Raw genomic sequence first — 17331 nt, 5'->3', positions numbered from 1 at the left:
CTCCACGGAATCGGCCGTACAGGTCCTACGGTGTGGGGATGACCATCCAGCACCGTGACGACAGCATCGACACCTCGGCGGACTTCCCCGGCCGCACCGGCACGACCGCCACCTCGGAGGCCGACCCGCGCGACGTGGGGCCGGTCCGCACCTCGTACGCCCCCGACCGGGACGGCGACCCCGACCCCGGCGAGATCGTCTGGACGTGGGTGCCGTTCGAGGAGATGGACGGGCGCGGCAAGGACCGCCCGGTCCTGGTGGTGGCCCGCGAGGCGGCGGGCACACTGCTCGCCGTGCAGCTCTCCAGCAAGCAGCACGACCGGGACCGCGAGTGGGTGGCGCTCGGGGCCGGTCCCTGGGACAGCTCCGGCCGCCCGTCGTGGGTCGATCTGGACCGGGTCCTGCGGGTGCACGAGGACGGGATGCGGCGTGAGGCGTGTGCGCTGGACCGGGACAGGTTCGACCTGGTCGCGGGCCGGCTGCGGGAGCTCTACGGCTGGCAGTAGGGCCCCGGAAGGTCCTGGTCGAACGTCCGGCTGAAGGCGGTCCGGGTGGCTGATTCGGGGCTGCGGTCGAGGATGCCGAAGACGACCTGCTCGAAGTGCCCGGCGAATCTGCCGCCGTCCAGGAGCAGCGCCCGGAACGCCCCCGCCACCTGCGCCGGATCGTTGCGGAACACCCCGCAGCCCCAGGCGCCCAGCACCAGCCTGCGATACCCGCGCACCGCCGCGACCTCCAGCACCCGCTCCGCCCGGGACGCGAGCGCGGCGGGAATGCGGTGGGCCTCCTCGGGGGTGCGGCTGCGGATGACCCCGGCGTTGGGCGCCGGGGAGGTGAGGAAGCCCGCGGTGTACGGGGTGTCGAGCAGCCGTCCGCGGTCGTCGCGGAACACCGGCACGCCCGGTGAGTGAATCACCCGGTCGGTGTAGAAGGCGCTGCTTTCGGCGCGGTGGTGGGCGTAGTACTCCGGGGCGCGCAGCAGGGTGGCGTACAGGGCGGAGCCCCGGCACAGCGCCTCCTCCTGGGCCTGTGCGCCGTTGAGGTATCCACCGCCGGGATTGCGGGCGGAGGCGTAGTTCAGGACGGCGACCTTGCCGGGGCCCTCGCCGGTCATCCGGCGCGCCGCCCGGAGGCTGCTCTCGTCGGTGACCTCGACGGCCGTGGTGCGGTCGGAGTCGAGTGCCGCGACCGGAACCGGCTCGGGGCCGTACAGCCTGGTTCCCGAGATTGCGGTGGTCAGGGCCCGTTCGATACTCACCTCGCGCCCGTCCGGCGTGCGGTAGCGGCCCGCCTCGACGATGGCCTCGGTCTCACGCGCGATGCCGCGCAGTCGTGCGCTCATCGGTACTCCCCCGTGTGGTGCATACGGGGCATGCTCGACGCTCCGGCGGCATGGACGCAACCGGATTTCCGTTCCGAAGGGGCGCCCTTGTGCGATCCATCCAGAGGGGTTTGGGTGGTGGGGAGGCACCGACAGAAGGAGGCCCGGCATGTCGTCCGACACCCCCGGGGACCACGGTCCGCCCAGCCATTCCCCGCCCCTCGGCGAGGGTGAGGCGGAGGATTTACTGCGCTGCATCTGCTTCAAGACGGGACCGCCCCGAAGGGTCGGCGTGGAACTCGAATGGCTCATCCACGACCGGGATCAACCCCGCGTCCCGGTCCCGCACCACCGCCTCGAAGCGGCCGCCGACATCCTCCGGGCACTGCCCCTGAGCGCGGCCCTCACCTTCGAGCCCGGCGGCCAGCTGGAGCTCAGCTCGCGCCCCGCCGACTCCCTGATGGCGTGTATCGATGCCACCGCCGCCGACCTCACCGCCGTACGTGACGCCCTGGACCGGGTGGACCTCGTGCCGGTGGGTCTCGGCGTCGACCCGTGGCACCCGCCGCGCCGTCTGCTGCACGAGCCCCGCTACGACGCCATGGAGGTCGCCTTCGACCGGTCGGGACCGGCCGGTCGCGCCATGATGTGCACCACCGCGTCCGTCCAGGTGTGCCTGGACGCCGGGGAGGAGGAGCCCGGTCCGCTCGGCTACGGACGGCGCTGGCAGCTGTCCCATCTGCTGGGCGCCGTCCTGGTGGCGGCGTTCGCGAACTCGTCCTTCCGGCTCGGCAGCCCGACGGCCTGGCGGTCCGCCCGGCAGTCGCTCTGGGCCGACCTCGATCCCTGGCGGTCCCTGGCGCCTCCCGGCCTGCTGCCGCCGCGCGACGCCTGGACGGCGCATGTGCTGGACACCCCGGTGATGTGCATCCGCAGCGACGGGGGCCCCTGGCCCGTGCCCGAGGGGCTTTCGTTCCGCGAATGGATCCGGACCGGCGCGCCGAGACCACCGGTGCGCGCCGATCTCGACTACCACATCAGCACGCTCTTCCCGCCCGTCCGCCCGCGCGGTCACCTGGAGCTGCGCATGATCGACGCACAGCACGGTGCGGACGGGTGGCTGGTGCCGCTCGCCGTCACCACTGCCCTGTTCGACGACCCGGAGGCCGCCGAGACCGTGTACCGCACCGTGAAACCGCTGGCCGAGACGGCCGGGGCGGAGCCGGCGCCGCGCAATCCCCTCTGGGTCTGCGCGGCCCGCGACGGCCTGGCCGATCCCGAACTGCGGGCCGCGGCGGTCACCTGCTTCGGGGCCGCGCTGGAGGCGCTGCCCCGGATGGGTGCCACGAAGGCCGTGCAGGACGCCGTGGCCGGCTTCAACGACCGTTTCGTCGCCCGGGGCCGATGTCCCGCCGACGATCTTCCCGAACTGCTCGCGCCGGGCTCGCCCGGCGGTCCGGGCCGCCCCTGGGAGGGGTCCCGCTCATGAACGATTCCGCCACGCCCACCGGATCCGCACCCCGGTGGGCCGAACCCGAGGTGCTCCGGCAGCGCGCTCTTGCCGCGCTGCTCAGCGCCCGCGAACGCACCGCACTGCTCACCGACAGTGTGGACGACCGCGAACTGACCGCCCAGCACTCGCCGTTGATGTCGCCGCTGGTCTGGGACCTCGCGCACATCGGCAATCAGGAGGAGCTGTGGCTGCTGCGCGCGGTGGCCGGGCGGGAGGCGATGCGTCCGGAGATCGACGGGCTGTACGACGCCTTCGAGCATCCCCGGGCGACCCGCCCCTCGCTGCCGCTGCTGGCCCCGGCCGAGGCGCGCTCGTACGCCGCGGAGGTACGCGGCCGGGCTCTGGACGTCCTGGACGGCACCGCACTGGACGGCGCCCGCCCACTGGTGCGGTCCGGGTTCGCCTTCGGGATGATCGCCCAGCACGAACAGCAGCACGACGAGACGATGCTGATCACCCACCAGCTCCGGTCGGGTCCGGCCGTGCTGACCGCGCCCGTGCCACCCGCCCCCACGGACGCGGCGGGCCTTCCGGCCGAAATCCTGGTCCCCGGAGGCCCGTTCACCATGGGGACGTCCGCCGAGCCCTGGGCCCTGGACAACGAACGCCCGGCGCACGTGCGCGACGTACCGGGCTTCTTCATCGACACGACCCCGGTCACCTGCGGTGCGTACCAGGCGTTCATCGAGGACGGCGGCTACACGGAGCGGCGCTGGTGGGCGCCCGAGGGGTGGGCGATGGTCCGTGAGCACGAACTGGCCGCTCCCCTCTTCTGGCACCGGGACGCCGGTCAGTGGCTGCGCCGTCGTTTCGGGGTCACCGAGGCGGTGCCCGGCAATGAACCGGTGCTTCATGTCAGCTGGTACGAGGCCGACGCGTACGCCCGCTGGGCGGGGCGCCGGCTGCCCACGGAGGCCGAGTGGGAGAAGGCGGCGCGCCACGACCCGGAGTCCGGGCGTTCGCGGCGCTATCCCTGGGGCGACGAGGACCCGTCCCCCGAGCTGGCGAACCTGGGTCAGCGCCACCTGCGGCCCGCACCGGCCGGGGCATACCCGCATGGCCGGTCGCCTTGTGGTGCACGGCAGTTGATCGGCGATGTGTGGGAGTGGACGTCGAGCGACTTCCTCCCCTACCCCGGTTTCTCGCCGTTCCCGTACCGCGAGTACTCCGAGGTGTTCTTCGGGCCGGCCCACAAGGTGCTGCGCGGCGGTTCGTTCGCCGTGGACCCGGTGGCGTGCCGGGGGACGTTCCGCAACTGGGACCTGCCGGTGCGCCGGCAGATCTTCTCCGGCTTCCGTACCGCGAGGGATGCCTGATGTGCCGTCACATCGCATACCTGGGACCGCTCGTGCCCCTCGGCGAACTGCTGACGCGGCCGCCGCACTCGCTCGTGCGCCAGTCCTGGGAACCGAGAAACCAGTGGTACGGGACCGTCAACGCGGACGGCTTCGGCGTGGGCTGGTACGCGGACGGCGATCCGGTGCCCGGACGCTACCGGCGCCGGGGCCCGGTCTGGGGCGACGAGACCTTCGCCGACCTGGCCAGGGTGGTGCGCAGCACGGCACTGCTCGCCGCCGTCCGTGACGCCACCGAGGCGGGCGCCGACGGCGAGGCGGCGGCCGCGCCGTTCGCCGCCGGGCCGCTGCTGTTCAGCCACAACGGTGCGGTGAAGGGCTGGCCCCACTCCGTGGCCCCGCTCGCCGCGACGCTGCCACCGGCCGAACTGCTCACCCTCACCGCGCGCTGCGACTCGGCCCTCGTCTGGGCCCTGGTACGGCACCGTCTGGCCGACGGCGACGAACTGCCGCAGGCCGTCTCCGACACCGTGCTCGACGTGGCCGCCGCGGCACCGGAGTCCCGGCTGAACCTGCTGCTCACCGACGGCACGACCATCGTGGCGACGGCCTGGGGCGACACCCTGTCGTATCTCACCGGGCCGGGCCAGCGCACCGTCGTGGCCTCGGAGCCGTACGACGACGATCCGCGCTGGCGCACGGTCCCCGACCGCACATTGCTGACGGCCACCCGCGCCGAAGTTCTGCTGACCCCGCTCAAGGAGCCCACCGCGTGAGTCCCTTTCTGCTGACCCGCACCCTGCCGGTGGACGCGACGGACGCGGCGCTGCGCGCCGACGTGCTGCACGGTCTGACCCGGCACCCGAAGACACTGCCGCCCAAGTGGTTCTACGACGCGCACGGCAGTGAACTGTTCGAGGAGATCACCCGGCTGCCCGAGTACTATCCGACCCGCGCCGAGCGGGAGATCCTGATCGACCGCGCCGACGAGATCGCGCGGGCCTCCGGGGCACGGACCCTGATCGAGCTGGGGTCCGGCTCGTCCGAGAAGACCCGGCATCTGCTGGACGCGCTGCCCGCGCTGCACAGTTACGTGCCGGTCGATGTGAGCGAGAGCGCGCTGCGCGGGGCCTCCGAGGCGCTGCTCGCGCAGCGGCCCGAGCTGTCCGTGCACGCCCTGATCGCCGATTTCACCGTCGGTCTGGCGCTGCCGGGCACCCCGGGGCCCAGACTGATCGCGTTCCTGGGCGGCACGGTCGGCAACCTGCTGCCCGCCGAGCGCGCCGTGTTCCTGAAGTCCGTACGGTCGCTGCTCTCCCCCGGCGACGCGCTGCTGCTCGGCACGGACCTGGTGAAGGAGGAGAAGGTGCTGGTCGCCGCGTACGACGATGCGGCGGGGGTGACCGCGGAGTTCAACAGGAACGTGTTGCGGGTCGTGAACCGGGAGCTGGGGGCGGACTTCGACCCCGACGGTTTCGATCACGTGGCGTTCTGGGACCCGGGGCACGAGTGGATCGAAATGCGGCTGCGGGCCCGTCGGGCACACACCGTGAAGATCCCGGAGCTGGATCTGGTGGTGCCCTTCGAGGCCGGCGAGGAGTTGCGTACGGAGGTGTCGGCCAAGTTCCGCGAGGAGGGTGTCCGGGCGGAACTGGACGCGGCCGGGCTGCGGCTGGATCAGTGGTGGACGGATTCCGGCGGCCGGTTCGCGCTCTCGTTGGCGACGGCGGTCTGAGCGCGGCGGGCCAGTTCACGGCGGTCCGGCCGGCCGGCCGCCGGGATCTGCGGCAGCACGCGGATCTCGGCGGTCAGGCCGGCCGCCGTCACCACCCGCCACAGCGAGGCGACGAGCGGATCGTCACCGACGAACGCGGCCGCACCGGCCGGTTCGTTGTGTTCCGCCTGTGCGTTGCGTTCCGTCGAGGCGTTGTGTTCCGCCGGTTCGTTGTGCCCCGTCCGGCCGGTCCCGGTGCGCCGGGGCGGCGTGGTGCGGTAGGCGATGCATACCGGCCGGACCTCGGCGTCCGCGTCGATCGCGGCCTGGAAGGCGGCGGGTGCGAACCGGCCTCCGGGGCCGCGCCCGCACCAGGTTGTGCCTTCCGGGAAGACGACCACACGTGAACCGCCGCGCAGCGCCGCCCCGATGGTGCGCACGGTCGTGGGCAGTGCGCGCAGACGGTCGCGCTCGACGAAGAGCGTGCCGCCGCGTGCGGCGAGCGGGCCGAGCAGCGGCCAGCCGCGTATCTCGCTCTTGGCGAGCATCCGTCCGGGGAAAACGGCGGCGACGAGCGGGATGTCCAGCCATGAGATGTGGTTCGCGACGACGAGCGTGCCCGTCGTGCCGAGTGCCCCGGCGGGTTCCACAGGGGCACCGACGATTCTTACCCGCACCCCGAAGGCACGCACGACGCCGTACGCCCAGCGCCGGATCAGCCGTTCCCGTCGTGCCGCGCCGAGCAGCGCCACGAACGGGGCGCCCAGCGCCCCGGCCATGATGCACAGGCACCCGGCGAGCAGCAGGACCGCGGCGGCCGGGCGGCACCGCACGCGGCCCTCGTGACCGGCGCAGGCGCCCGGGGTGCAGGGGGCGGTGGGCAGCCAGGGGTTCATCGCAGCGGGGCGAGGGCGAGGAAGTGGCGCAGGTAGCGGGGGTCGGTGCGGCGCAGCGACAGCAGTACGTACAGGTCGGCGACGTTGAAGTCGGGATCGTGGGCGGGCGCCCCGCACACCCAGGCACCGAGGCGCAGATAGCCCCGGAGCAGCGGGGGCAGCGTCGCGAGCCCGGTGGGCGGGGCCGCCTGGGCGGCCGTGGTGGGCTGCCAGAGGCGGTGCGGGGTGACCCAGTAATCCTCGGGTGCCAGGTGCTTCGTCCGTACGGTCTCCCACGCGCCGGCCGCCGCGGTGCCTCCGTCGGCGAGGGGGATGGAGCAGCAGCCGGCCAGCCAGTTGTGGCCGGTGCGTTCCATGTAGCGGGCGAGTCCGGCCCAGATCAGCGCTATGACGGCGCCGTCGCGGTGGGCCGGGTGGACGCAGGAGCGTCCGACCTCGACCAGGTCGTCGCGGATCGGGCCGAGCCGGCCGAGGTCGAACTCGCTCTCCGCGTAGAGGCGTCCGGCGATGCGGGCCCGGTCGGGCGGGAGCACGCGGTAGGTGGCGACGACGTCGCCGGTGGTCTCCTCCCGGACCAGCAGATGGTCGCAGTACGCGTCGAACGCGTCGCTGTCCAGGCCGGGTTCGGGTCCGTCGAGCCTGGCGCCCAGCTCACCGGCGAAGACCAGGTGGCGCAGCCGTTGGGCGGCGCGGACCTCGTCCTGGTCGGCGGCGAGGGACACCCGGTAGCGCGGCGGGGCGGGGGCGACGGGCTGCGCGGGAACGACGGGCGCGGTGGGGAGGGAGGTGACGGGCAGCGCGTTCATGACGGTCTCCGGGGACGGATCGGCAAGGGCGGCCGCCGGGCCGCCGCACTGGGTGCGAAGGCCCGGCCCCTTACTTCTTCCGTGACCGGCTGGATTCGACATGACCGCTCGGGAGAGCCGAAATGTGCGAAGGCTGAATCCCGGGGGCGGCCGGGTGCGTCGTGCGGGTCAGCTCGCGGTGAGCTTGGAGGTGATCTTCGCCGAGGCGGTCCTCGCCGCACGCTGTGGGTCGCCGCCCTCCAGCACTGCCGTCATGTACGGCTTGATCGGGTTGTCGGCCTCCACATCCGCCCACTGCGGCGAGTTGGGGGTCGCGCGGCCCTTCGTGGCGCCGCGGGCCATCGCCGCGGTGCCTTCCTGACCCAGGATGACGCGGGCGAGGTCGGGCTTGTTGGGCACGTAGCTCATCGTTCTGGCGAGTTCTTCCTGCCACTTCCGGCCCGCCAGCGCCTTGACCACTTCGATGCCCTCGGCACGATGGTCCGCCTTGTCCGGGACGATCAGGTCGGACCCGCCGGTGAAGACGGAGCCGGGCTCCTTCGCGGTCTTGCCCGGGATCGGGAAGTAGCCGAGTTTTCCCTTGAGTTCGGGATTCTTCTTCTCGATCTGCGCGACGGTGCCGGGCACCGAGATGATCTGTGCGACATTCCCCTCGGCGAACACATCGGCCTGCGGGGGCTTTTCCTCGTCGGCGTCCTTCGGGCCGTCACCGAACGCCTGGAGTTCCTTGTAGAAGCTCATGCCCCGCAGCGCGGCGGGACTGTCCAGGGCGCCTTCCCACTGGCCGCCCTTCTCCTCGGCGAGTTCGCCGCCCTCGTCCCAGATGAATCCGGCGAGGACATACCAGTTCTGGCCCGCGAGGTAGATCCCCTGATTTCCGTTCCGGTTCAGCTGCCGGCTGTCCGCGATCCACTCGTCCCGGGTCTTCGGCGGGTTCTCTATGCCTACCTGCTCGAAGAGTTCCTTGTTGTAGATCACCACTCGGTTGGCCGCGTACCACGGAATGCCGTACTGCATGCCGCCGATGCTGCCGGGGTCGGCGAGGCCGGGCAGCCAGTCCTCGCTGCCGAGGTCACGTACGGACTCCAGGGTGAGATCGCGCAGGCCGCCGCTCTCCGCGTACTGGGCGACCTGGGTGTTCCCGACCTCGATGACGTCCGGGGTGTCCTCGCCCCTGAGTGCGCCGGTGACCTTCGGGCCGATTCCGCTCCAGCTCTGGAACTTGAACTCCAGCTCGACGGACGGGTGCTCTTCCTTGTACGCCTTGGTGAACCGCTTCAGGAAATCGGCGGAGACGCTGTCCTTCATCAGCCAGATCGTGACCTTCTTGCTGCCGGACGCCTCCGATCCGGAGAACAGGCCACATCCCCCCAGGGCAAACGTGGAGACGAGCGCGACGGCGCCGACGAGTATGCGGTTCTTCACCAGGTTCACCTTCTGCGAAACGGCACGGCTTAATTCAGGACCCGGTGTGGGGGACTGCGGGCGGCGCTCGCACGGGCGTGGCTGGATTTTGGTATGGACCATTGATTTGGTCAAGCGCCGTTCACAGCGCATTCGCCACTTCGACCCCTCGCGGACTCGGGCCGGTTGGGGCACCGTAGTAGGGACGAGAGGAGACATAAGATGTCAAATCACACCTACCGGGTCACCGAAATCGTCGGAACCTCGCACGAGGGGGTGGACGACGCCATCCGCAGAGGCGTCGCAAGAGCTTCTGAAACGTTGCACAATCTCGACTGGTTCGAGATCACTCAGGTGCGGGGCGAGATCAAGGACGGCCGGGTGGAGCACTACCAGGTTGGCTTGAAAGTGGGCTTCCGGCTCGACGAGACGAGCTGATGGCCGCCACCTGATACCCACCGCCCCGCACCGCCGCCGCGGCGCGACCGGACCGCGGCCGTGTCCGGCCGGTCGCACGCCGCCGGGTATCAGGTACGGCCCTCCCGCTCCTGCGCGTCCCGGAGAGCCGCCGACGCCTTCGCCCAGCGGGCCCGTACCACGGTGAAACCGGCCTGCTCGGCCGCGTCACAGACGAGTTCGTCGTCATCGACCAGCATCCGGATCTCACGCTCCCGGCCCAGCCGCTTCAGGATTTCCAGCTTGGTGTGCCGGGCCGGCCTGCGGTCGCCGTCGCGGCGCATGTACACGCGCCCCTCGGGCAGCCCCTGTTCCGCCAGCCAGGCAACGGTGCCCCGGCGGCACCTCTCGGGCCGGCCCGTGAGGTACCTGACCTCGCAGCTCCCGGCGCTGTCGAGCGCCAGCCGTACGCCTTCGGCGAGCGGCGGGTCGTCGACGGCCGCGGCGAAGAAGCCGTCCCAGTCGCGCCGGCGCCCCTGCAGGTAGTGCTGCCGGTGGCCGATGTCCGCGAGGGTGCCGTCCAAGTCGAATACGGCCAGGGGCCGGTGGTCGCTTCTCACACCCCCAGCAAATCAGACCAGCGCGGCCACCAGCAGCAGTACGACGACGACCCCGGCCAGCACCGCGGCCACCCGCAGGGACCTGCGTCTCGACCAGACCGGAAGCACCTGGGGACCGTCGGGTCCGGGAAAGACATGGAAGACGTGGTCGGGATCGTCCGGGATCGTGACCGCCACCAGTTGCAGCCACCCGATCTCGGCCCGTCTGGCCACCTCGTCCGGCCGGGGCGCGAGTGCCGATTCGACGGCCTCGACATGGGCGGGGTCCAGCGTCTCGGGTATCGGCTCGTCGGCCGAGGTCAGCGTGGCCCGCTGCCACGCACCGGTGCGTCCGGTCTGCTGGCGGACCCGCAGCGGCGGTGCCGGGTCCGGCAGTTTCACCGTGCTCCGCTGCGGCGCGTGCCCGACCGAGCCGCCCGTCCACAGGGTGACCAGGCCCGTGCCGTCGCACGGGGTGTGCTCCGTGGACCTCTCGCCCTCGCAGACCGGGCAGTCCCGGAATCCGGTGTCGTCGCACTTCGGGCACTTCTTGGTGCCCCACCCCTGACATTGCGGGCAGGCGGTGCGGGGCTTGCGGCACTTCAGGCAGGTGGTCCGTCCGGCCGCGCCCCGTTCCCGCGACGATCCGGCCGGTGCCCGGTCCTTGCGGCGTTCGCCCGTGCCGTCGCACCAGGTGCACGGCTCCACACCCTTGCAGGCCGGGCACAACGGTCCGGTCTCGCAGCGCAGTTTCCCCTTGGCCCGGCAGCGCGAACAGGGCTGCCGTCCTTCGTCGCAGCCGCAGGCCACCGTCCGCACGGAACCGTGGAGCACCAGCTCCACCTTCCGCGACCGGGCCGGATCCTTCGGCGGTTCGACCGGATGGTCTCGGAGCTCCCCTTCGTACGTCTCCCGTCCGGATATGTCGTACTTGCCGGGTCTGGACTCCGGCTGTGTGCTGCGGGTCTCCACGGAGCGGACGATGCTCAGGTCGAGCATCGGAAGCCGGGTGATACCGGCGCCGGTCCGCCGCAACTGCGGCCCCTGCCCCGGGCGGCCGATGTGCCGGGCGACCGCTTCCAGAATGTCGTCCTCGGACAGTGAGTCGGCCATGACGGCGCTTCCACCTCCTCCCCGGCAGGCGTGCCTGCGCGCTCGACGCAGCGTACGGTCGGCGCCGCCGGGGGCTCAAGAGGGCCGCACGAGCAAGCCCATGGGCGCCACGCCCGGCACCCGTTGCTCACCGTGCACACCCGCTCGCGCGCACGGATGGGTGATCATGCCCTCACGTTCCGCACGGATCGCAAAAGGTTGTACAGGATCCGCATGGATGCACCAGCGTTTGTAAAGCTATATTCAGTTTTGTGGCATCCAACGTTAACGATGTGAAGCGAATACTCCTGCGATCAGGGAAGAGCCCCTACGACGTAGTACCTGTCGAGCGCGCTCTCCACGAGGACGTGTTCGCCACCAACTCGGGCAACCTGATCTTCAGCGATGCCGCACACAAGATCCTTGAGACACCGCGTTCGCAGGTGGCGTCGAACGGGATCACCACCCGGGTCGCCGACGCCGACCGGATCAACAGCGAGTACGACGTCTTCGTCATCCCGCTCGCCAACGCCTTCCGGCCCTCCTTCGAACCGCAGCTGGAGCGGCTCACCCAGCTCATCTCGAAGCTGAAGATCCCCGTCGTGGTCCCGGGCGTCGGCGCCCAGACCGGCGTCAACTACTCCGCGGACCGGCTGAAGCCGATGCAGTCCACGGTCTACGCGTTCGTCTCCGCCGTACTCGACCACAGCGCCTCCATCGGTGTGCGCGGCGAGTTCACCGAGCGGTATCTGCGGGACATGGGATTCCGCGACGTCGATGTCATCGGCTGCCCCTCGATGTTCCTCAACGGCAGCAGGCTCACCATCCGGGAGGACGGCCGGGCGCTCGGGCCCGAGTCCCGCGTCGCCGTCAACGGATCGCACGACGCGGTGCGCAAGCACAAGCTCGGGCAGATCATCGACCGCACCCACGCGCGCTACCCGCACCTGCGGTTCATCGGCCAGAACCTCTCCGACGCCCGTCAGCTGCACTGGCGCGACCTGTCCCACCCGAACGCCGCGGTGACCGGCATCCCCACCCACCCCGACCACCCCATGTTCGAGGAGGGCAAGGTCCGGGTCTACATCGACCCGGTCACCTGGATGGACGACCTGAGGGGCTTCGATTTCTCCTTCGGGTCCCGGATCCACGGCAACATCGCGGCGCTGCTGGCCGGAACGCCGGCCACGGTCCTCTGCGGCGACTCCCGGACGCTGGAGCTGTGCCGCTACTTCGACATCCCGCACCGGATGCTCTCCAAGGTCCCGGCCGACCTCGACCCCGCCGACCTCCACGCCTCGGCGGACTTCGGGCCACTGATGCGCGGCCATCAGGAGCGGTTCGACCGGTTCATGAACTTCCTCGACAAGAACGGCCTGGAGAACACCTTCACCCACGGCGACGGCGGCGCGGCCTTCGAGAAGCGGATGAGCGGGCTGTCCTTCCCGCCGGGCGTCCGCCCCTGGGTCGGCTCCGACCCCGCCATGATGGCGGCCCGGCTGAACTGGCTCCAGACCCAGCTGACCGAACTCACCGCCGAGAACACCCGGCTCAAGCGCAAGGTCCAGAAGAACGCCTCGCTGCCCGCCCAGCGGTCCACGTACCAGCGCGCCCGCAGCGTCGTGGGCAGGCCCATCAAGCGCGCACTGCGTCCCTCCCGGTAGGGCCAGGGGCTTCCCGCACCGATCCGCAGGGCCGGCCCGGCAGGGGGCACCGGAGTCACGGGCCGCCCCTCGATGTCTAGAATCAGACTGTTTGCCCCTACGGCCTGTCCGACCGTGATCCGCCGGACAGGCCCCAGGCCGTCGGCCCTGCCCCGATCCGTACGGAGTGCCCGCGCACATGTCCACCCCCCACGATCCGTACGTCCGGGTGCGCGGCGCCCGTGAGCACAACCTCCAGGACGTCTCGGTCGACATCCCGCGCGACACCCTCACCGTCTTCACCGGTGTCTCCGGCTCCGGGAAGTCCTCCCTCGCGTTCGGGACGATCTACGCCGAGGCCCAGCGCCGCTACTTCGAGTCGGTCGCCCCGTACGCGCGCCGGCTGATCCATCAGGTCGGCGCGCCCGCGGTCGGAGAGGTCACCGGACTGCCGCCCGCGGTCTCCTTGGAGCAGCGCCGTTCGGCGCCCGGCGCCCGTTCGTCCGTCGGCACGGTCACCACGCTCTCCAACTTCCTGCGCATGCTGTTCTCGCGGGCCGGGGACTACCCGGCCGGTGCCGAGCCGCTCGACTCCGACGCCTTCTCGCCGAACACCGCCGCCGGGGCGTGCCCGCAGTGCCACGGACTCGGCCTGATCCACCGCACCACCGAGGAGCTGCTGGTCCCCGATCCCTCGCTGTCGATCCGGGACGGTGCGATCGCCGCCTGGCCGGGGGCGTGGCAGGGCAAGAACCTGCGCGATGTGCTGGACGCGCTGGGGTACGACATCGACCGGCCGTGGGGCGAGCTGGGCGCCGAGGAGCGGGAGTGGATCCTGTTCACCGACGAGCAGCCGGTGGTGACGGTCCATCCGGTCCGGGAGGCGGGGCGCATCCAACGCCCCTACCAGGGCACGTACATGAGCGCCCGGCGCTATGTGATGCACACCTTCGCGGACTCCAAGAGCCGCACTTTGCGGGCGAAGGCGGAACGGTTCCTGGCCAGTGCCCCGTGTCCGGCCTGCGGCGGCAGCCGGCTGCGCCCCCAGGCGATGGCCGTCACCTTCGCGGGCCGTACGATCGCGGAGCTGGCCGCGCTGCCGCTGACCTCGCTCGCCGAGCTGCTGCGCGCGGCGGGCGGCAGCGAGACGGCCAGGGTGCTGACGGCGGATCTGCTCGCCCGGATCGAGACGGTCACCGAGCTCGGCCTCGGCTATCTCAGCCTGGACCGCACCGCCCCGACCCTGTCCTCCGGCGAGCTGCAACGGCTGCGCCTCGCCACCCAGTTGCGCTCGGGGCTCTTCGGGGTCGTCTACGTGCTGGACGAGCCGTCGGCCGGCCTCCATCCGGCGGACACCGAGTCGCTGCTCGGGGTGCTGGGCCGGCTGAAGGAGGCCGGGAACTCGGTCTTCGTCGTGGAGCACCAGATGGATGTGGTGCGCCGGGCCGACTGGCTGGTCGACGTGGGGCCGCTGGCCGGTGAGCACGGGGGCCGGGTGCTGCACAGCGGTCCACCGGCCGGGCTCGCGGAGGTGGCGGAGTCCGCCACCCGGCGCTTCCTCTTCGACGACGGGCCCGCGCCGCAGCGGAAGGTGCGTACGCCGTCGGGCCTGCTGAGGCTGAACGGGGTCGACCGGCACAATGTCCGGGGCGTGGACGCCGAGTTCCCGCTCGGCGTCTTCACGGCCGTCACCGGGGTCTCGGGGTCGGGGAAGTCGACGCTGGTCGGCCAGGTCCTGGCCGGTGCGCTCGCCGACCGGCAGACCGGCGCCGCCGCGGAACCGGCCGCGGAGCGCCCCGCGCCCTGGTGCGCCTCGGCGCAGGGGCTGGAGGCGGTGGACCGTCTCGTACAGGTCGACCAACGGCCGATCGGCCGTACCCCGCGGTCCAATCTGGCCACGTACACCGGGCTCTTCCACGTCGTACGGAAGCTGTTCGCCGCGACGGAGACGGCGCGGGAGCGCGGCTACCGGGCCGGGCGGTTCTCCTTCAACGTGGCGGGCGGGCGGTGCGAGACCTGCCAGGGCGAGGGCTTCGTCTCCGTGGAGCTGCTCTTCCTGCCCAGCACGTACGCGCCCTGCCCGGACTGCCACGGTGCGCGGTACAACCCGCAGACCCTGGAGGTCACCCTGCGCGGTCTGGACATCGCTCAGGTGCTGGACCTGACGGTGGAGTCGGCGGCCGGGTTCTTCGCGGGTACGCCGGCCGCCGAGCGCAGTCTGCGGACCCTGCTCGACGTCGGGCTCGGCTATCTGCGGCTCGGTCAGCCCGCGACGGAGCTGTCCGGCGGCGAGGCCCAGCGCATCAAGCTCGCCACCGAGCTCCAGCGGATCCGCCGGGGCCACACCCTGTACCTGCTGGACGAGCCGACGACGGGGCTGCACCCCGCCGATGTCGAGGTGCTGATGCGGCAGTTGCACGGTCTCGTCGACGCGGGCGACACGGTGGTGGTCGTGGAGCACGACATGTCGGTGGTCGCGGCTGCCGACCGGGTGATCGATCTGGGCCCCGGCGGCGGCGACCGGGGCGGCCGGATCGTGGCGGCGGGGACGCCGATGGACGTGGCCCGGTCCCCGGAGAGCCGTACGGCCCCGTACCTCCGGACCGCGCTCCGTCTCGACTGACCGTCCAGTCGTCACCAACTCGCCTATTTGCCACGTCAGTTGCCGACCCTGGCAAGCGATGGGGAATGAAACAGTAAAGAACATTGACAGTCAGTTGGTCCAGACCAATTATGGGCATGCCTCACGGCCGCTCCACGCCGTGCGGCACGTGACCCCGGCCGGGAATCACAGGAACGGGCCGCGCCCCTCCCCGGGCGCGGCCGAGCCGCGCGATCCGCCCGCTGCCTCACCCCGCTGGGAGCTGTCCCATGAGACGTCCAAGAACAGTCGGCGCCCTCCTGAGCGCCTTGGCCACCGCCGTCGCGTCCGCAGGTCTGATCCTCGGATCCGGCGCCGGCGCACAGGCCGCAGAGACCGCCGCCACCCCCCTGCCCGCGCACGTCTTCGCCCCGTACTTCGAGGCGTGGAACGGCGACAGCCCGGCCGCGCTCTCGCAGGCGTCCGGTGCCAAGTACCTGACCATGGCCTTCATCCAGACGGAGGCCCGCGGTTCCTGCACCCCCTACTGGAACGGTGATTCGAGCACACCCATCGCCCAGTCCGAGTTCGGCGCCGACTTCACCACCATGCGCTCGCGCGGCGGCGACGTGATCCCGTCGTTCGGCGGATACACGGCCGACAACGGCGGCACCGAGATCGCCGACAGCTGTACCAGCGTCGACTCCATCGCGGCGGCCTACGAGAAGGTCATCACGACGTACGACGTGTCCCGCCTCGACATGGACATCGAGGACAACTCCCTGGAGAACAGCGCCGGGATCGACCGCCGCAACAAGGCGATCAAGAAGGTCCAGGACTGGGCCGCCGCCAACGGGCGCTCGGTGCAGATCTCGTACACCCTGCCCACCACCACGAGCGGTCTGGCCGACAGTGGTCTCGCGGTGCTGGAGAACGCCGTGTCCAACGGCACCAAGGTCGATGTCGTGAACCTCATGACCTTCGACTACTACGACGGTGCCACGCACAACATGGCCGAGGACACCAAGACGGCGATCACGGGTCTCAAGGGCCAGCTGGCCGATCTGTACCCGTCGAAGACCGACGCCCAGCTGTGGGGCATGACCGGGATCATCGAGATGCCGGGCATCGACGACTACGGCCCGGCCGAGACGTTCACGACGGCGGACGCGCCCGTGGTCTACGACTGGGCCGTGTCCAAGGGCCTGAGCACCCTGTCGTTCTGGGCGCTCCAGCGCGACAACGGCGGCTGCCCCGGGACCGGCGGGAACGACACCTGCTCCGGCATCGCACAGGACACGTGGTACTTCAGCCACACCTTCGCTCCGTTCACGGGCGGCGGGGGTCCGGTGACGGACGACTACTCCGTGACGGTGGCTCCCGGTTCGGCGACGGTCGCACCCGGTGGCTCCACGACGGCGACCGTGAACACCGCGGTCACCTCCGGCAGCGCGAAGACCGTCGCGCTGACGACGAGCGGTGCGCCCGCCGGTGTGACGGCGACGCTCAGCCCCACCTCGGTCACCGCGGGCGGGACGGCCAAGCTGACGCTCGCCGCATCGGCGTCCGCGGCGCCGGGCGCGTACCGGATCGATGTGACCGGTGCCTCGGGCACGCTCAGCCACACGGCCGGCTTCACCCTGACGGTGTCGGGCCCGGGTGGCGGCACCGGTGCCCTGGTGAACGGTGACTTCGAGTCGGGTGCACTGAGCCCCTGGACATGCGAGTCCGGTGGCGCGGTCGTCTCCACGCCGGTGCACGGCGGTTCGCACGCGCTCGCCGCGGCGGCCACCGCGTCGCAGACCGGTGAGTGCGCGCAGACCCTCACCCTGTCCGCCAACACCAAGTACACGCTGAGCGGCTGGGTGCAGGGCAGCTACGGATACCTCGGGGTGCGCGGCAACGCGACGGCGAGCGCCTGGGGTTCGTCGAGCGGCTACGCGAAGCAGTCGGTGACGTTCACCACCGGTTCCTCCGGCACGGTGACCGTCTATCTGCACGGCTGGTACGGACAGGGCACGGTCTACGGCGACGACATCTCCGTAACGTCCTGATCCGCCGGAACGGATGA

15 protein-coding genes are annotated in these 17331 nt (G+C 71.3%); 9 read left to right on the top strand and 6 right to left on the bottom strand.

Annotated elements, in window-relative coordinates; all coding sequences use genetic code 11:
• Positions 1-38 precede the first annotated feature (38 nt).
• Positions 39-506 (top strand): type II toxin-antitoxin system PemK/MazF family toxin, encoded by a 468-nt coding sequence (locus ACFYY7_RS11585; protein WP_388660065.1) that lies wholly within the window; start codon positions 39-41, stop codon positions 504-506.
• Here ACFYY7_RS11585 and ACFYY7_RS11580 read toward each other — a convergent pair.
• Positions 491-1342, bottom strand: a complete 852-nt coding sequence (locus tag ACFYY7_RS11580) for a TIGR02452 family protein (RefSeq protein ID WP_388660062.1) — start codon at positions 1340-1342, stop codon at positions 491-493. The two genes, ACFYY7_RS11585 and ACFYY7_RS11580, sit on opposite strands and share 16 nt — an antisense overlap.
• 148 nt (positions 1343-1490) lie before the next feature.
• On the opposite strand from ACFYY7_RS11580, the gene egtA reads away from it, so the two are divergent.
• The 4 genes from egtA to egtD are packed head-to-tail and all read left to right on the top strand — an operon-like array spanning position 1491 to position 5864.
• The gene (egtA, locus tag ACFYY7_RS11575; protein ID WP_388660059.1) at positions 1491-2810 is read left to right on the top strand and encodes an ergothioneine biosynthesis glutamate--cysteine ligase EgtA; all 1320 of its coding nucleotides are present in this window, start codon (positions 1491-1493) and stop codon (positions 2808-2810) included.
• Complete coding sequence (gene egtB, locus ACFYY7_RS11570; RefSeq protein WP_388660056.1) at positions 2807-4150, top strand: ergothioneine biosynthesis protein EgtB; 1344 nt, start codon at positions 2807-2809, stop codon at positions 4148-4150. The genes egtA and egtB overlap by 4 nt, the downstream gene beginning before the upstream one ends.
• Positions 4150-4905, top strand: a complete 756-nt coding sequence (gene egtC, locus ACFYY7_RS11565) for an ergothioneine biosynthesis protein EgtC (protein WP_388660054.1) — start codon at positions 4150-4152, stop codon at positions 4903-4905. Before egtB ends, egtC begins: the two co-directional genes overlap by 1 nt.
• A complete protein-coding gene (egtD, locus tag ACFYY7_RS11560; protein WP_388660051.1) occupies positions 4902-5864 on the top strand; it encodes an L-histidine N(alpha)-methyltransferase in 963 nt (320 codons plus the stop codon). The genes egtC and egtD overlap by 4 nt, the downstream gene beginning before the upstream one ends.
• On the opposite strand, the gene ACFYY7_RS11555 is transcribed toward egtD, so the two are convergent.
• The 3 genes from ACFYY7_RS11555 to ACFYY7_RS11545 all read right to left on the bottom strand — a co-directional run bounded on the left by ACFYY7_RS11555 (position 5807) and on the right by ACFYY7_RS11545 (position 8970).
• A complete protein-coding gene (locus ACFYY7_RS11555; protein ID WP_388660049.1) occupies positions 5807-6739 on the bottom strand; it encodes a lysophospholipid acyltransferase family protein in 933 nt (310 codons plus the stop codon). The genes egtD and ACFYY7_RS11555 overlap by 58 nt on opposite strands.
• Positions 6736-7545, bottom strand: a complete 810-nt coding sequence (locus ACFYY7_RS11550) for a GNAT family N-acetyltransferase (protein WP_388660046.1) — start codon at positions 7543-7545, stop codon at positions 6736-6738. Before ACFYY7_RS11550 ends, ACFYY7_RS11555 begins: the two co-directional genes overlap by 4 nt.
• Before the next feature lie 168 nt (positions 7546-7713).
• Complete coding sequence (locus tag ACFYY7_RS11545; protein ID WP_388660044.1) at positions 7714-8970, bottom strand: extracellular solute-binding protein; 1257 nt, start codon at positions 8968-8970, stop codon at positions 7714-7716.
• Positions 8971-9171: 201 nt separating this feature from the next.
• Between ACFYY7_RS11545 and ACFYY7_RS11540 the strand changes: the two genes are divergently transcribed.
• On the top strand, positions 9172-9387 hold the full coding sequence (locus tag ACFYY7_RS11540) for a dodecin (protein WP_093546549.1): 216 nt from the start codon (positions 9172-9174) through the stop codon (positions 9385-9387).
• Positions 9388-9476: 89 nt separating this feature from the next.
• Here the strand turns inward: ACFYY7_RS11540 and ACFYY7_RS11535 are convergent, their stop codons facing one another.
• Together ACFYY7_RS11535 and ACFYY7_RS11530 are read right to left on the bottom strand one after the other, a co-directional pair.
• Entirely contained in the window at positions 9477-9965 is a 489-nt protein-coding gene (locus ACFYY7_RS11535) for a hypothetical protein (protein WP_388660041.1), read from the bottom strand.
• Positions 9966-9977: 12 nt separating this feature from the next.
• Positions 9978-11057, bottom strand: a complete 1080-nt coding sequence (locus tag ACFYY7_RS11530; RefSeq protein WP_388660038.1) for a hypothetical protein — start codon at positions 11055-11057, stop codon at positions 9978-9980.
• A 251-nt stretch (positions 11058-11308) separates the two neighbouring features.
• On the opposite strand from ACFYY7_RS11530, the gene ACFYY7_RS11525 reads away from it, so the two are divergent.
• The 3 genes from ACFYY7_RS11525 to ACFYY7_RS11515 all read left to right on the top strand — a co-directional run bounded on the left by ACFYY7_RS11525 (position 11309) and on the right by ACFYY7_RS11515 (position 17314).
• The gene (locus tag ACFYY7_RS11525) at positions 11309-12700 is read left to right on the top strand and encodes a polysaccharide pyruvyl transferase family protein (protein ID WP_388660035.1); all 1392 of its coding nucleotides are present in this window, start codon (positions 11309-11311) and stop codon (positions 12698-12700) included.
• Positions 12701-12878: 178 nt separating this feature from the next.
• The gene (locus tag ACFYY7_RS11520) at positions 12879-15302 is read left to right on the top strand and encodes an ABC transporter (protein ID WP_388660032.1); all 2424 of its coding nucleotides are present in this window, start codon (positions 12879-12881) and stop codon (positions 15300-15302) included.
• A gap of 248 nt (positions 15303-15550) precedes the next feature.
• Positions 15551-17314: a glycosyl hydrolase family 18 protein gene (locus ACFYY7_RS11515; RefSeq protein WP_388660029.1), complete on the top strand. Its 1764-nt coding sequence runs from the start codon at positions 15551-15553 to the stop codon at positions 17312-17314.
• Positions 17315-17331: the final 17 nt, after the last annotated feature.

Origin of the sequence: Streptomyces sp. NPDC001933 (assembly GCF_042890955.1) — a bacterium.
In the GTDB taxonomy this organism is placed as follows: Bacteria; Actinomycetota; Actinomycetes; order Streptomycetales; family Streptomycetaceae; genus Streptomyces.
Note: the sequence above shows the minus strand (reverse complement) of the source record. Positions and strands in the feature narration are given on the sequence as shown.

What these genes read in the sequence shown, in the direction of transcription:
- ACFYY7_RS11585 (WP_388660065.1), top strand. Translation starts at nt 39, where the DNA reads ATGACCATCCAGCACCGTGACGACAGCATCGACACCTCGGCGGACTTC.
- ACFYY7_RS11580 (WP_388660062.1), bottom strand. Translation starts at nt 1,342, where the DNA reads ATGAGCGCACGACTGCGCGGCATCGCGCGTGAGACCGAGGCCATCGTC.
- egtA (WP_388660059.1), top strand. Translation starts at nt 1,491, where the DNA reads ATGTCGTCCGACACCCCCGGGGACCACGGTCCGCCCAGCCATTCCCCG.
- egtB (WP_388660056.1), top strand. Translation starts at nt 2,807, where the DNA reads ATGAACGATTCCGCCACGCCCACCGGATCCGCACCCCGGTGGGCCGAA.
- egtC (WP_388660054.1), top strand. Translation starts at nt 4,150, where the DNA reads ATGTGCCGTCACATCGCATACCTGGGACCGCTCGTGCCCCTCGGCGAA.
- ACFYY7_RS11555 (WP_388660049.1), bottom strand. Translation starts at nt 6,739, where the DNA reads ATGAACCCCTGGCTGCCCACCGCCCCCTGCACCCCGGGCGCCTGCGCC.
- ACFYY7_RS11550 (WP_388660046.1), bottom strand. Translation starts at nt 7,545, where the DNA reads ATGAACGCGCTGCCCGTCACCTCCCTCCCCACCGCGCCCGTCGTTCCC.
- ACFYY7_RS11540 (WP_093546549.1), top strand. Translation starts at nt 9,172, where the DNA reads ATGTCAAATCACACCTACCGGGTCACCGAAATCGTCGGAACCTCGCAC.
- ACFYY7_RS11530 (WP_388660038.1), bottom strand. Translation starts at nt 11,057, where the DNA reads ATGGCCGACTCACTGTCCGAGGACGACATTCTGGAAGCGGTCGCCCGG.
- ACFYY7_RS11520 (WP_388660032.1), top strand. Translation starts at nt 12,879, where the DNA reads ATGTCCACCCCCCACGATCCGTACGTCCGGGTGCGCGGCGCCCGTGAG.
- ACFYY7_RS11515 (WP_388660029.1), top strand. Translation starts at nt 15,551, where the DNA reads ATGAGACGTCCAAGAACAGTCGGCGCCCTCCTGAGCGCCTTGGCCACC.